The 14,126-nt window shown below is 46.0% G+C and carries 17 protein-coding genes; 5 read left to right on the forward strand and 12 right to left on the reverse strand.

Translation table 11 applies throughout. From position 1 onward, the window contains the following. Nucleotides 1–96: 96 nt before the first annotated feature. Entirely contained in the window at nucleotides 97–960 is an 864-nt protein-coding gene (locus tag B3M51_RS02765) for a YicC/YloC family endoribonuclease (RefSeq protein WP_349676683.1), read from the reverse strand. A gap of 115 nt (nucleotides 961–1,075) precedes the next feature. Here B3M51_RS02765 and rph point away from each other — a divergent pair, with 115 nt between their 5' ends. Genes rph through B3M51_RS02785 form a run of 4 tightly spaced genes read left to right on the forward strand, consistent with a single transcriptional unit; the run spans nucleotide 1,076 to nucleotide 3,934 of the window. Next, nucleotides 1,076–1,792 (forward strand): ribonuclease PH, encoded by a 717-nt coding sequence (gene rph / locus B3M51_RS02770; RefSeq protein WP_292756662.1) that lies wholly within the window; start codon nucleotides 1,076–1,078, stop codon nucleotides 1,790–1,792. Next, nucleotides 1,792–2,397 carry an RdgB/HAM1 family non-canonical purine NTP pyrophosphatase gene (gene rdgB / locus B3M51_RS02775; RefSeq protein ID WP_292400249.1) on the forward strand — a complete coding sequence of 202 codons (606 nt, stop codon included), beginning with the start codon at nucleotides 1,792–1,794 and terminating at the stop codon, nucleotides 2,395–2,397. Before rph ends, rdgB begins: the two co-directional genes overlap by 1 nt. A gap of 39 nt (nucleotides 2,398–2,436) precedes the next feature. Beyond that, nucleotides 2,437–3,597 carry a radical SAM family heme chaperone HemW gene (gene hemW, locus B3M51_RS02780; protein WP_292756664.1) on the forward strand — a complete coding sequence of 387 codons (1,161 nt, stop codon included), beginning with the start codon at nucleotides 2,437–2,439 and terminating at the stop codon, nucleotides 3,595–3,597. 34 nt (nucleotides 3,598–3,631) lie between these two features. Then, entirely contained in the window at nucleotides 3,632–3,934 is a 303-nt protein-coding gene (locus tag B3M51_RS02785; protein ID WP_292480112.1) for a hypothetical protein, read from the forward strand. 6 nt (nucleotides 3,935–3,940) lie between these two features. Here the strand turns inward: B3M51_RS02785 and B3M51_RS02790 are convergent, their stop codons facing one another. The 4 genes from B3M51_RS02790 to alaC are packed head-to-tail and all read right to left on the reverse strand — an operon-like array spanning nucleotide 3,941 to nucleotide 8,124. Next, nucleotides 3,941–4,441, reverse strand: coding sequence for a hypothetical protein (locus tag B3M51_RS02790; RefSeq protein ID WP_292756666.1), 501 nt, complete (start codon nucleotides 4,439–4,441; stop codon nucleotides 3,941–3,943). 2 nt (nucleotides 4,442–4,443) lie between these two features. Next, entirely contained in the window at nucleotides 4,444–5,589 is a 1,146-nt protein-coding gene (thrC, locus tag B3M51_RS02795; RefSeq protein ID WP_292353563.1) for a threonine synthase, read from the reverse strand. A gap of 36 nt (nucleotides 5,590–5,625) precedes the next feature. After that, a complete protein-coding gene (locus B3M51_RS02800; protein WP_292480116.1) occupies nucleotides 5,626–6,936 on the reverse strand; it encodes a homoserine dehydrogenase in 1,311 nt (436 codons plus the stop codon). A 9-nt stretch (nucleotides 6,937–6,945) separates the two neighbouring features. Then, the gene (gene alaC, locus B3M51_RS02805) at nucleotides 6,946–8,124 is read right to left on the reverse strand and encodes an alanine transaminase (RefSeq protein ID WP_292353561.1); all 1,179 of its coding nucleotides are present in this window, start codon (nucleotides 8,122–8,124) and stop codon (nucleotides 6,946–6,948) included. A gap of 94 nt (nucleotides 8,125–8,218) precedes the next feature. Between alaC and B3M51_RS02810 the strand changes: the two genes are divergently transcribed. Further along, complete coding sequence (locus B3M51_RS02810; protein ID WP_292756668.1) at nucleotides 8,219–9,061, forward strand: HDOD domain-containing protein; 843 nt, start codon at nucleotides 8,219–8,221, stop codon at nucleotides 9,059–9,061. Nucleotides 9,062–9,113: 52 nt separating this feature from the next. Here the strand turns inward: B3M51_RS02810 and B3M51_RS02815 are convergent, their stop codons facing one another. The 7 genes from B3M51_RS02815 to B3M51_RS02845 form a co-directional block, all read right to left on the reverse strand. Next, the gene (locus B3M51_RS02815) at nucleotides 9,114–9,539 is read right to left on the reverse strand and encodes a VOC family protein (protein ID WP_292756670.1); all 426 of its coding nucleotides are present in this window, start codon (nucleotides 9,537–9,539) and stop codon (nucleotides 9,114–9,116) included. A 23-nt stretch (nucleotides 9,540–9,562) separates the two neighbouring features. Then, on the reverse strand, nucleotides 9,563–9,865 hold the full coding sequence (locus B3M51_RS02820) for an MGMT family protein (protein WP_292756672.1): 303 nt from the start codon (nucleotides 9,863–9,865) through the stop codon (nucleotides 9,563–9,565). A gap of 85 nt (nucleotides 9,866–9,950) precedes the next feature. Further along, nucleotides 9,951–10,346 carry a DoxX family protein gene (locus tag B3M51_RS02825; RefSeq protein WP_292756674.1) on the reverse strand — a complete coding sequence of 132 codons (396 nt, stop codon included), beginning with the start codon at nucleotides 10,344–10,346 and terminating at the stop codon, nucleotides 9,951–9,953. A 172-nt stretch (nucleotides 10,347–10,518) separates the two neighbouring features. Next, the gene (locus tag B3M51_RS02830) at nucleotides 10,519–11,502 is read right to left on the reverse strand and encodes a DNA topoisomerase IB (RefSeq protein WP_292756676.1); all 984 of its coding nucleotides are present in this window, start codon (nucleotides 11,500–11,502) and stop codon (nucleotides 10,519–10,521) included. Between the two features lie 102 nt (nucleotides 11,503–11,604). Next, nucleotides 11,605–12,441 carry a 23S rRNA (adenine(2030)-N(6))-methyltransferase RlmJ gene (locus tag B3M51_RS02835; protein ID WP_292756678.1) on the reverse strand — a complete coding sequence of 279 codons (837 nt, stop codon included), beginning with the start codon at nucleotides 12,439–12,441 and terminating at the stop codon, nucleotides 11,605–11,607. A 134-nt stretch (nucleotides 12,442–12,575) separates the two neighbouring features. Further along, entirely contained in the window at nucleotides 12,576–12,983 is a 408-nt protein-coding gene (locus B3M51_RS02840; RefSeq protein ID WP_292756680.1) for a GFA family protein, read from the reverse strand. 25 nt (nucleotides 12,984–13,008) lie between these two features. Continuing rightward, on the reverse strand, nucleotides 13,009–14,112 hold the full coding sequence (locus tag B3M51_RS02845) for an NADH:flavin oxidoreductase/NADH oxidase (protein ID WP_292756682.1): 1,104 nt from the start codon (nucleotides 14,110–14,112) through the stop codon (nucleotides 13,009–13,011). Nucleotides 14,113–14,126 lie beyond the last annotated feature (14 nt).

Below are 14,126 nucleotides of genomic sequence, written 5' to 3' on the forward strand. Positions count from 1 at the left end.
AGCATGGTTTCTTTAGAGGGGAAAAGGTATCAATCAAACAATGACAAAAATCCTGGTGATCAGTTAACCATCAGAACTTTTCGTTCACATTGTTAATCATTCAATATTCTGGATCTGCTCTCGCATCTGTTCGATTAACACTTTCAGATCAACTGAATAACGTGTGGTGTCAGTATCAATGGATTTGGAGCCCAGGGTATTGGCTTCCCGATTAAGCTCCTGCATCAGAAAGTCGAGTCTACGGCCAACAGGTTCATCACGTTGCAGTACACGTTTGACTTCATCTACATGACTTTGTAAGCGATCCAGCTCTTCAGCCACATCACTTTTCTGGGCAATCAATACAATCTCCTGTTCCAGTCGTTCCGGTTCCAGAGTCACTTCCAGTTCAGCAGCTTTTTGTAACAGACGTTGCCGTTGTTGTTCGAGAATCTCAGGTATACGAAGTTTCACCGCTTCAGCAATTTGCAATATTTCTTCACAACGCTGTTGGATCATTTCAGCTAACGCCTGCCCTTCTCTTTCTCTGCCACTGATAAAGTCGGCCAGTGTCGTATCCAGAGCATCCATGGCCTGTTGTTTCAGGGCAGTTAAATCTACTTGTTCACTATCGGCTACACCGGGCCATTGCAACAGCCGCAATGGATCAATCGGTAAAGCTTGTTTGGCCATTTGCGTTAATTGCTCACAGGCATTTATCACTGATTGCGCCAGGTTCTCATCAATATGTAATGCATTTTGCTGTTGAGAAGGATGATATCGCAGGCTAGCTTCGATCTTGCCGCGAGCCATACGCTCGGCAAAAATTTTGCGGATGTCCATTTCCAGAGGTCGAAACGATTCTTCCAGTCGCAAAGCGAGTTCTAAATAACGATGATTAACCGATCGAACTTCCCATATCAGGGTGCCGAGTTCGGTTACTTGCTCATGGCGGGCAAAGGCGGTCATGCTTCGTATCACAGTGTTTTCCCTATAGCTATTAAGTGTCCATAGTAACGAAAACCACAGGTAAAAAGCACGCGGGAATTGAGATGCATCAGTATAATCATCGTATTTTAAGTAAAGGATAGAGCAGATGCGTCCAAGTGGCCGACAACCTGATCAACTTCGTGAGATCACCATCACCCGCAATTACACAAAACATGCGGAAGGCTCCGTACTGGTCGAGTTTGGTGACACCAAAGTGTTATGTACTGCTTCTGTTGAAGAGCGTATTCCACCATTTTTACGGGGTATGGGCGAAGGCTGGATTACGGCCGAATATGGCATGCTGCCACGCTCTACCGGCTCACGTATGCAACGTGAATCCAGCCGTGGCAAACAAGGCGGCCGTACCATGGAAATCCAGCGTTTAATCGGTCGTTCTTTGCGTGCAGCAATTGATTTAAAGGCGTTAGGTGAGCGAACTATTACCATTGATTGTGATGTTATTCAGGCCGATGGCGGTACTCGCACAGCCTCCATCACCGGCGCCTTTGTAGCGCTGCAGGATGCTATCGATTTTCTGATTAAAAAACGTAAAATTAAAAAAAGCCCATTACATGGTCAGGTCGCTTCTGTTTCCGTTGGGATTCACAATGGTACAGCTGTGCTGGATTTGGATTATGCAGAAGATTCAACTGCTGAAACTGATATGAATGTTGTCATGAATGATGCAGGCGCCTATATTGAGTTACAGGGCACTGCCGAAGGTCATGCCTTCAGAGCAGATGAATTACAATCCATGCTGGATTTGGCTGCTATTGGGATTGAACAATTGATGATTAAACAACGCGAGGCATTGGCAGACTGATGTCTAAAATCGTTCTGGCCAGCGGTAATATCGGAAAACTGCGTGAATTATCGCAGATCCTCAGTCCACTTGGTCTGGAGCTTATTGCGCAATCTGATCTGAATGTTGCTGAGGCTGAGGAAACCGGTCTCAGCTTCGTGGAAAATGCCATTATCAAAGCCCGCAATGCCGCTTTATTCACTGGTTTACCAGCAATAGCTGATGATTCCGGGATTGAAGTCGATGCTTTGCATGGTGCACCGGGAATTTATTCTTCACGTTATGCCGGACCGGATGCGTCCGATACTGACAATATTGAGGCCCTGCTGGAAGCAATGAAAGACGTTCCGGAAACAGAACGCACAGCCCGATTTCAATGTGTAGTGGTATTTATGCGTCATGCAGAAGATCCTACCCCACTGATTTGTCAGGGCAGCTGGCAAGGACAAATCCTGCAATCACCGCTCGGAGATGAAGGATTTGGTTATGATCCAGTGTTTTGGGTGTCTGAAACAGACTGTACAGCGGCCGAGCTCTCGCCTGAACAGAAGCATGCAATCAGCCATCGCGGCAAAGCCATGCGTCAATTTATGGAAGAATTTAAATATACCCGCCACCAACCCTGACGGTTGTTGATATTTAACCCCTTCCAAACTGGTACAACCATGTTTAATTTTACTGCTCTGCCACCATTAAGCCTGTATATCCATGTGCCATGGTGCGTACGCAAATGCCCCTATTGTGACTTTAATTCACATCAGGCCGGAGACGAGATTCCTGAGCAAGCCTATATCGATGCGCTTATCCGGGATCTTGAGCAGGATCTGCCGTTGGTCTGGGGACGCACTATCCAGACTATCTTTATTGGTGGTGGCACCCCCAGCCTGTTCAGTGCAGAGGCATATGACCGTTTATTTTCTGCCTTACGTGCGTTATTACCTATCCGGGCCGATGCAGAAATCACCCTGGAAGCCAATCCAGGTACTTTTGAAGCAGCACGTTTTACAGACTACCGTGCGGTTGGCATTAATCGGCTATCGATTGGCATACAAAGCTTTGATGGTGATTCATTAACCGCTTTAGGCCGGATTCATGATGGAAAGCAAGCCATTCGAGCAGCCGAAATTGCCCATCAGGCGGGGTTTGATAATTTCAATCTGGATCTGATGTTTGGTTTGCCCAAACAAACGGCTGAACTCGCCAGAAAAGATGTAGAAACTGCCATCGCCCTGGAACCAACACATATTTCGTATTACCAGCTCACCATTGAACCTAATACGTTGTTTCATCAGTCTCCGCCACGATTACCTGATGACGAACCGATTGATAACTGGCAGATTGCTAATCAACAACGTCTGGCCGAGGCCGGTTACCTGCAGTATGAAGTCTCTGCCTATGCAAAAAAAGGCTGTCAGAGTCGTCACAATCTCAACTACTGGCAGTTTGGTGATTATCTGGGTATTGGGGCCGGAGCCCATGGCAAATTAACCAGTGCCGCAAGTCAGTCGATTGAACGGCTGGTTAAACAAAAACAGCCACAAGCTTACCTGGATAAGGTCAACAGTCCACAACGTGTTATGAAACAGGAACCCGTTGGCATTAATGAAATCGGTTTTGAGTTTATGCTTAACGCACTTCGTCTGACAGAAGGCTTTGCTACACCATTGTTTTTGCAGCATTGTGGTGTGCCATTGGCAACCATTAAAAATCAACTTGCTGAAGCCGAAGAACGTGGACTGATTGATTATTCGGTGGAATGGATTCGTCCTACCGAGTTAGGACAACGTTATTTAAACAGTTTAATTGAACTATTTTTGCCGCAATAATATGCTGGCGCAGGTCGTTAAGGGAGTTACTATCATGTTGAAACGCCATCTTCTGGCTGCTGGATTGACAGTATTTATTGTTATGCCATTACAGGCTGATGTGCTATCTATTGCTGAACCGACCTATAACACTCCGAACTCGGAATCAGGTGTGCTTCGCCCGACTCGGGGTATGACGATGCAGCAGGTTGAGCAGAAATATGGTGCGGCTGAACAGCAATACGCACCAAAAGGCACACCCGCCATTACCCGCTGGCAATATTCGAAATTTGATGTGTACTTTGAGAATAAACTGGTCATTCACTCAGTGGTTCATCGTGAACCGGCACCGCAGTAAATAAGCTTAATACTTGACTTGAAACCGGCGCTTTGCCCACTCGGGTAAGGTGCCCACTCTGGCATGATGGAGTGATTCCATTTCAATCACGATCAAAATCAAGACACTGACCAGGGTCGGTAAAAAGCTTAGCCCCCCCACTAAGGCAAAAGCTGCCTCTTTCATCAGTCCCAAGTACGTGTAGCTTAACCAGCCCAGTACTGCCACCGTCACCACGACGGATAACACGATGGCAAAGAAGAAACTCCAGCGACGGGCAATCTGCCAGTGGATATAAACAAACTCACTGTCTTCACGTTTGATACGACTTGAGCGAAAAAAGGTATACCCGACAAATGAAAATGATAACAACGGCACCAATACGATAAACTCAAAATAACTTTTACCTGTTGCAGCAATCGCGGTAAACAACAGGATATGATTCGCAATCAGATTCGTTAAAAAGATATCATGCGGCATTCTAGCTGCCGCTCTTTCATGATCCTGTGGTGCCGTCATTTCAGTCATATTTATCTGGCCAAGTTGTTGATAATCGCCTCGCGTACTGAGTCCAATGTAGCATTTACAGTAATCACTGGTGAACTACTTTGTTTAATAGCAATATCAGGGTCCTTCAGACCATGACCTGTCAATGTGCAAACAACAGTACTGCCTTCAGGAATCTTGCCAGATTGAATATCACGTAATGCGCCGGCGACTGAAGTTGCGGAAGCGGGTTCGCAGAAAATCCCTTCCTTTTCGGCCAGTAATTTCTGAGCAGCCAATATTTCGTCATCAGAACATTCATCAAACCAACCCTGCGATTCTTCTTTAACTTTCCAGGCCATATCCCAGCTTTGTGGATGACCAATACGAATCGCGGTAGCAACTGTTTCAGGGTCATCTACCATCGCACCACGCATAAATGGCGCACTGCCATTTGCCTGATAACCCACCATTTTCGGTCGGTTGCCAACAATTGCGCCACCAGCATATTTACAATTGCCATGACAGTAAGCGCAGGCTTCAGTGACATGATCCCCACTGGCTGATGAATACTCACAGTAGCCAATCCAATGAGCGGTGATATTACCAGCGTTACCGACAGGCAGGCAGTGATAATCCGGCGCACGACCTAACTCTTCAATGATCTCAAACGCAGCAGTTTTCTGACCTTGCAAACGATAAGGATTAATTGAATTTACAATGGTGACCGGTGCATGTTCAGCAACATCTTTAACCAATTGCATGCCTTCATCAAAGTTACCTTTAATTTGGATAACCACTGCGTTGTGCATCATGGCCTGGGCTAATTTACCCTGGGCAATTTTGCCATCGGGGATAATAACAAAAGCAGTGATACCAGCACGTGCAGCATAAGCAGCCGCTGCTGCTGAGGTGTTACCGGTAGAAGCACAGATTATGGCTTTGCTACCTTCTTCCACAGCTTTGGTCACTGCCATGGTCATACCACGATCTTTGAAAGAACCTGTAGGATTCAATCCCTCATATTTGACGTAGATATCTACATCTTTGCCAATTAATTTGGGGATATTGTTCAATTTCAATAATGGCGTATTACCTTCACCAAGGCTGATCAGTCTGGTGTCATCATTGACCGGCAAACGGTCACGATAGCGGTCAATCAGGCCGGTATAACGTGGACGAAATGGCATAAATAGTTCCTCTTTAATTCTTTAACGGGCGTTTTATCAGCCCAGCGATTCCATGCGGATACGCATGATCGCGTGTTTGACAGTATCCAATGCTTCGATTTGAGCAATCGCTTCATCCATATTTTTTTCAACCACCGGCTGGGTCAGCATAATGATAGGCACTGTGCCCTCTTCTTCTTCTGGTTGTTTTTGCAGGATCGCTTCAATATTGATGTCCTGCTCACTGAAAATACGAGTAATGTCCGCTAACACACCCGGCTTATCTTCTGTGTTAATCCGCAAATAATAAGAGGTGATTACCTCAGACATCGGTAAAATCGGCGTGTCTTTTAACGAGTCAGGCTGGAAGGCCAGATGTGGCACACGATTTTCCGGGTCAGTGGTCAGCGCGCGAACAATATCAACGATATCGGCAACTACCGCAGAAGCAGTCGGTTCAGCCCCGGCACCGGCACCATAATATAATGTCGGCCCAACCGCATCACCTTTCACGACTATGGCATTCATCACCCCATTGACGTTGGCAATCAGACGACGTTTTGGAATTAATGTCGGATGAACGCGTAGTTCAACACCTTGTGCTGTTTTCCGGGCAATCCCCAGATGTTTGATGTGATACCCCAGCTCTTCGGCGTACTGCACATCTTCCTGGGAAATTTTGCTGATACCTTCGGTGTAGGCTTTATAAAACTGTAAGGGAATACCAAACGCAATCGACGCCATGATGGTCAGCTTGTGTGCCGCATCAATACCTTCCACATCAAATGTCGGATCAGCTTCGGCATAACCCAGAGCCTGAGCTTCAGCCAGAACGTCTGCAAAGTTACGGCCTTTATCACGCATTTCAGTCAGGATAAAGTTACCGGTTCCGTTAATGATACCTGCCAGCCACTCAATACGGTTAGCGGCCAGACCTTCACGGATAGCTTTGATAATCGGAATGCCACCAGCAACGGCAGCTTCAAAAGCGATAGTGACGCCTTTTTCCTGCGCCTTGGCAAATAACTCGTTGCCGTGCATCGCGATTAATGCTTTGTTGGCTGTGACAACGTGTTTACCGTTTTCAATTGCCTGCATCACTAAATCACGGGCGATACCGGTACCACCAATTAATTCAACAATGATTTGAATTTCCGGGTCATTCACCACTGAAAACGCATCATCAGTTAAATCAATACCGTTCAAATCACAGGTTTTAGGTGAATCCAGATTTTTATCCGCTGCGCGCAGAATTTCAATTCCACGGCCAGCACGACGGCTTATTTCTTTTGAATTTCGCTTTAAAACACTGACAGTACCACTACCAACAGTGCCTAAGCCAAGAATACCAATTTTGACTGATTGCACTTTTGCCCCCTACCCTTTTTTCATCATGTCACGGATACCACGGATTGCCTGCCGGGTACGGTGCTGATTCTCAATCAGTCCGAAACGTACATAGTCATCGCCATATTCGCCAAAACCAATGCCTGGCGATACAGCTACTTTAGCTTCTTTAAGCAATTTTTTACTGAACTCCAGTGACCCCATTTCACGGAATTGCTCTGGAATTCTGGCCCAGACGAACATGGTCGCTTTGGGCTTTTCCACTGGCCAGCCAATCGCATTCAACCCGTCACACAACACGTCACGACGCTGTTTATAGGTTTCGACAATTTCCGCCACACATTCCTGAGGACCATCCAGAGCAGTAATGGCTGCTACCTGAATTGGCGTAAACATGCCGTAATCCAGATAGGATTTCATACGGGCCAATGCCGCAACTAAGGTCGGATTGCCTGACATAAAGCCTACCCGCCAGCCTGGCATATTGTAGGTTTTGGATAAGGTATAAAACTCAACCGCAACGTCTTTTGCGCCAGGGATTTGCAAAATTGAAGGCGCTTTATAACCATCAAAGGTGATCTCACCATACGCCAAATCATGGATAACCCAAATCTGATGTTCTTTGGCAAAATCAACAACTCGCTGAAAGAAATCCAAATCCACACACTGGGTGGTTGGATTGCCTGGAAAATTCAGTACCAGCATTTTGGGTTTTGGCCAGGAATCTTTAACTGACTTTTCCAGCTCGGCAAAAAAATCAACATCCGGGGTTAGCGGCACATGTCGAATATCCGCGCCGGCAATTACAAAACCGTATGGATGAATTGGATAAGCCGGATTGGGTACCAAAACCGCATCACCCGGGCCGACCGTCGCCAGCGCCAAATGCGCCAGACCTTCTTTTGAACCGATAGTAACAATCGTTTCTGAGTCAGGATCCAATGTCACATCATATTTACGCTGATACCAGTCACAAATCGCTTTTCGCAGACGTGGAATACCTCTGGAAACAGAATATCGGTGAGTATCAGGACGCTGGGCCGCTTCGACGAGTTTTTCAACAATGTGCGCTGGTGCCGGTTTATCCGGATTCCCCATGCCAAAGTCGATAATATCTTCGCCGCGCGCACGCGCTTTTGCCTTCAAATCATTTACAATGTTGAAAACGTATGGCGGAAGACGCTTGATTCTGGGAAATTCGTCGTTCAACTGAGCACCTGCTAATAGCTAAAACGGTTGGCAAACCAAGCAAAATAACTGAAAATCATTCACACTTCAAATTGATTTAATACAGTGGATTAATATGAGTCAACAAGACCAATTGTACACGACGATCATTAATGATCTCCAAAAAGGAAAACTGGTACTGCCCACACTGCCTGAGGTTGCCCTCAAGGTTCGTGAAGTTGCCAACAATCCGGATGTCTCTGCAGCGCAGCTTGCTGAGGTCATAACGACCGATGCAGCCTTATCAACCCGTTTGATAAAAGTTGCCAACAGTCCTTTATATAGAGGGAGGGTTGAGGTCGAATCTGTGCAGACGGCGGTCTCTCGACTGGGTATTCCGATGGTTCGCAACCTGGTGACCAGTCTGGTAATGGAGCAGATGTTTCGTCCGACCAATAAAAAGCTGGAAAAGCGTATGCGAGACCTCTGGCAGCACAGTATCGAGGTTGCTGCCGCAAGTCAGGTCATTGCTTCCAAGCAGCCTCATATTGCGAACGATGAAGCAATGCTGGCAGGGTTGATACATGAAATAGGTGCGCTGCCTATTCTGATGAAAGCCGCCGACACTCCGGAGTTGTTGGAAGATACTCGTCGTCTGGACACTCTGATTGACAACCTGTATCCAAAAATCGGCGAAGCTATTTTGCGCAGTTGGGATTTTCCGGAAAATCTTATAACCGTCGCCGCGGAACATGCCAACCTTAATCGTAATAGCCAAAATGGCCCCGATCTGACTGACGTAGTTCAGGTAGCCAATTTACAAAGCTACTTTAATACCAGCAAAGCTTTGGATCCCAATACGCGCGACAAGGTTCTCGCTTTCCATAAACTGGGTATTGATACGGGTATCAGTGTGGTTGAACTGGATGAAAACAGTGAAGAATATGCCGCTGCTCTGGCACTTTTCCAGAATATGTAAAAACTGAAATCTGCAGCAGATTATTTAACAAGGCTATCCCCGGGTAGCCTTTTTAATAGTCTTGTTCAGGCAAAAAATCCGGATTCCATACAATTTCCCATAAGTGGCCATCCGGATCCTGAAAATAACCGGCATAACCGCCCCAGAATGTTTTTTGTGGTGGCTTTACAATCGTGGCTCCAGCAACAGCAGCCTGCTGCATGATGGCATCAACATCAGTTTCAGTGAGGACATTATGAGCAAGACTCATCGCGGTCGTTGAAGCAGATAACGGTAATCCGGCATCTGCCGCCAGACTCTGCCGCGGCCATAAAGCAAGCTTCAAACCCTGTTGCAAATCAAAAAAAGCCACCGTTCCCTGAGCAAACTCCTCACCCATAATGCCTTCGGTATGCAGACCCAAACCTTCCTGATAAAACCTCACAGATCGATGTAAATCCGTCACACCCAGCGTAATCATTGAAATATAGGGCTTCATCTATTTGCTCCTTTAACGCTTAATTATCTCCAGCCATATATGGACAATCTGATTCGTTTTCCCTGAAATTGAACACCTTCCTGTTGCAGTAAAGATTTCTGCTTCTGATACGTTTCGCTGTCAGGCGGAAAAGAAATTTCCCCTTGCGCATTGATTACCCGGTGCCAGGGTAAAGAGGAATCCTCCGGTAATTTTTTTAAGCTGCTGCCCACATAGCGCGCATAACCAGGATAACCGCATTGTTTCGCTATTTGTCCATAGGTCATCACTTTGCCGATGGGAATAGCAGCAACCACTTGCCAGATTATTTCATCCAGTTCAGACATGTACTTTCTACATAGCCATCTTCACAACCATCGGCTTTTCAAGCCGATGAATGTGAAAATGTCATTAACGCCATAGTAATAGATGTTAAGGGTTACGCTTGAGGAGGTTATCAACACTCCATGCACCGCCACCCGCAACAAACAGATATAAAAAGATAAAGCTGAACAAAGCGGCTAATTCACCATTATTTAATAAAGGCCAGAATGCCTGCGGGGCATGAGCGATAAAGTAGGCGACTGCCATCTGGCCTGACAAAATAAAGGCTACCGGTCTGGTCAACAAACCGATAAGGATTAAAAAACCACCGACAAGTTCCAGCACGCCGGCTACACCAGACAGCGTAAATAAATCAAATTCATTACGCTGTGGGGCTGGGTAACCAAACAACTTTTGACCACCATGTTGCATAAACATAAAGGCTGTGACGATGCGTAGAATACTCAACACACGTGGCTGCGAAGCTATAAAAAAGTTTTCCATTTCTCTCTCTCCTTAAGACTGAATTTATAGTTAAATTATTGATTATAGGTGTAAAACGTTTAATAGTTCTTCGACAGAACTCAGACGATGTTAGCAGTAATTCTGACAAATTACACAGCAAGCCGAAGTCTATAAACGGCCTTGTAATCAAATGACTTAGCGGTTTAAATGTTTATTTAATCAACACAGTCAATAGCTTCATCGTGGCTTTTTCATCGAGGCTGAGATATTTACCACGATGGCGTTTGAACTGACGGCGAAAATAATCCAGCGTACGACCACTCTCATATTGCAAAATCACTTGCGGATGGATGTAGTTACTGCGACATACGGCGGGCGTGTTGCCAAGCCTGTCAGCAACGTTTTTCACTGCTTCGACAATATTACTTTTGCTGAGCTTTTCATTTTCAGCTGGACCCAATTTATCCAGAGCTACCGCCATCAGCACTGTACCCGCCCAGGTACGAAAATCCTTGGCACTGAAATCCTCTCCCATTACCTCCGAAATATAATGATTCAAATCCTGAGCCGTTATTTTTTTACGGCTTTTATCGGGCAGGGTAATATCAAATAATTCATAACCGGACATATTCTCCAGAGCGATCAGCACCTCACGTACCTGTTCATCGGTTACGGTACGAAACTGTTGCTGATGGCTTTTACCTTCATATTCGAACTCAACACGATCATCCTTAATGCTCATGTGCTTTGCCCGTAACGTCGTCAAACCATACGTCAGATTTTGTCGGGTATAGCTGGCGCTGCCAGGACGGAAAAAAGCGTCATCCAACATGCGTGTCATGCAGGCCAAAACCGTAATTTGATCAATCGGTCTTCGCTGAATATGTTGGCCGGTTACCCGCCGCATGGTCTCCAGCTGTTCGGCAAAACGTAAAATTCGTTTGAATTTTTGCTCGCTGGCTGTTTCAACCCAGTCAGGGTTATAGATATATTGCTTACGATCTTCTTTGTCACGACCGGTCACCAGTACCTTGGCATCACGATCCTGTTGAATTTCCACCTCCCGCCATGCCGGCGGAATAGCCAGACTTTTTATCCAGCGTTTTAAAGCAGCATTTTTGACCGTTTTGCCATTGGCATAACGATAATTGAACGTTTTGCCGTGGGGTTTTCTATAAATGACCGGATTGTTCATAATAACTCCACATCCGTAAGACGAAATTCGGCGCTATCATGGCATGAGATGATGACTTCTGACTTTAATGCAGATTATGTCTGCCGAAGAAGCCAGGCTGGACTATTCTGATACCAGCACTTCAGATTTATAAAAGGCCGTGGCATCAACCGCCAGCACGTTAACCAGTTTGGGCAGCAATTGGTTCATGGTCTCGATTAATTGCCAGGGGGGATTAATCACCATCATGCCGGAAGAAGTCATACCACGTTCATCCGAATCAGCTGTAATTGCAAGTTCAAAGCGTTGAATATTTTTAATGCCACTGTTATTAAACTGTTTTTCCAGCCGCGTGATTCTGCTGCGCTCTACTACCGGATACCAGATTGCATAAGTGCCAGTGGGGAATTTTGCATAAGCTTTTTCGACGGTCTGAAATACTAAATCGTAATCTGATTTGATTTCATATGAGGGATCAATTAACACAAGGCCACGTCTTGATACTGGCGGTAATAACGACAAAAGGCCTTTCAAGCCATCCTCACGCATAACCCGAGCCCGCTTAACCTTCTGGGTGTTTTGCAATAACAAACCCGCATCATCCGGATGTAACTCATATAACCAGGCTCGATCCTGACGCCGCATAGAGTGCAAGGCAATAAATGGGGAACCAGGATAATATTCCAGCGGTTTTCCGGTATTCACCGCATCAATTACAGCAAAATATGCGGCCAGTTCGGGCCAGTCAGAGCGAGTTAATTTAGCAATACCATTTTGATATTCCTGCAGTTTTTCCGCATGAGCTGAAGCCAGATGGTAAAGCCCCGCACCAGCATGAGTGTCTATGTAATCAAAGGCTTTATCTTTTTTCCCGAGGTGCTGCAAAATTTCAATCAGCACGATATGTTTAAGCACATCGGCAAAATTGCCAGCATGAAATGAGTGGCGGTAGCTTAGCAAGATAAATCCTGATTACATTTGGAGAGATTGATAAATAAGTAGCAGCAAATTACGCCTACTTAGCTGATTTGGCAAAACAAACTTTTAGCGACCTGTAGAGCCGTCGTTAACTCAAATTACAGAACGGGATTGGTTTACACTGAAGCGGCTCGATCCGATGGATGATTAATACCATCATTCACTCTTACGTCACCCAAATCAAAAGGATTCACACCATCCAGACAGGCCAGATTAAAGCCATAAAGTTCAGGATTCGCTCTGGTTTGATGATGCGTATAAATCCCACAAATTGAACAAAAATAATGTTTCGCCGTCATGGTATTGAACTGATAAAGCGTAAGCTTATCGGCTCCTTTGGTGATTTGCAGGCTAGAAAGCGGAACATAAGCCGCAATGGCGCCCTTTCTTCGGCACATGGAACAATCACAGCGACGAGGATCTTTTATACCGTTTGGCAAATGCACGACAAATTCAACCTCACCACAATGGCAACTGCCTTTATGGTGGGGCTGAATTTTAATGTTTCCTATTTTAGTGATCATTGCATTATTGGCTTTTGTTTAATGCTTAACTATCGGGAGCATGATAACGCGATAACCAATGTGCATAAGGTGCAGGTAACACCCAGGCAGGATCAGCAATTTTTAAGGTTTTAGCTGCATGGTACGGCCAATGCGGATTGGCTAAATGAGCACGTCCCACCATAACTAAATCCATTTGTTGATCCGTAATAACCTGGTTCACCGTGTTAGGTTCATCAATACCCCAGGCAGAAGCGACCGGGATTTCAGCTTCACGCCGCACCCGTTCAGCAATGGGGGCTAACAAAGCGGGTCCCCACGGAATATCCGCATCTGGTGTTGAAAAGCCCATACTGACGCTGAGTAAATCCAGACCTGATTGTTTGAATTGCCGGGTCAAATGAATCGACTCACTTAGTGTTTCTTCATCTCGACCATCATAATCAATAACGCCAAAGCGAGCGGTTAATGGCAGATTTTCCGGCCAGACTTCGCGCACGGCTTGTAAAGTTTCCAGTAAGAATCGGCTACGACCGGCTAAATCACCGCCATATTGATCGTCGCGATGATTTGAGTGGACTGAAAAAAAGCTTTGCGCCAGATAGCCATGGGCAAAATGCAGTTCCAGCCATTCAAATCCAGCCGCTTTGGCGCGTTTGGCAGCAGACACAAAGTCAGCCTTGACCCGTTCAATATCTTCCAGCGTCATCGCCTTTGGTACTTTTGGCAAATTAGCACCAAATGCCACAGCTGAAGGCGCTATGGTTTGCCAACTTTGTGGATCACTGTCAGCAAGGTGATCATCGCCTTCCCATGGACGATTAGCGCTGGCTTTACGTCCAGCATGGGCAATCTGAATACCGGCTCGGGCACCCGCTTTTTTAATGGCTGAAGCAATTTTTGCCATGCCTTCAGCCTGGGCGTCATTCCAGATTCCAGTGCATCCAGGGGTAATTCTTCCTTCAGGGCTGACTGCCGTCGCTTCCACAATTACCAGACCCGCACCTCCGCGTGCTAATTGCGTGTAATGCGCCAGATGCCAGTCATTGGTATGACCATGATCTGCGCTGTATTGGCACATTGGTGGAACCGCAATACGATTGCGTAACGTCACATCTTTCAGTGAAAACTCAGTAAACAATGCTGTCATAAAAATCTCTTGTT

This window comes from Methylophaga sp. UBA2689, assembly GCA_002354555.1.
Taxonomy (GTDB): Bacteria; Pseudomonadota; Gammaproteobacteria; order Nitrosococcales; family Methylophagaceae; genus Methylophaga.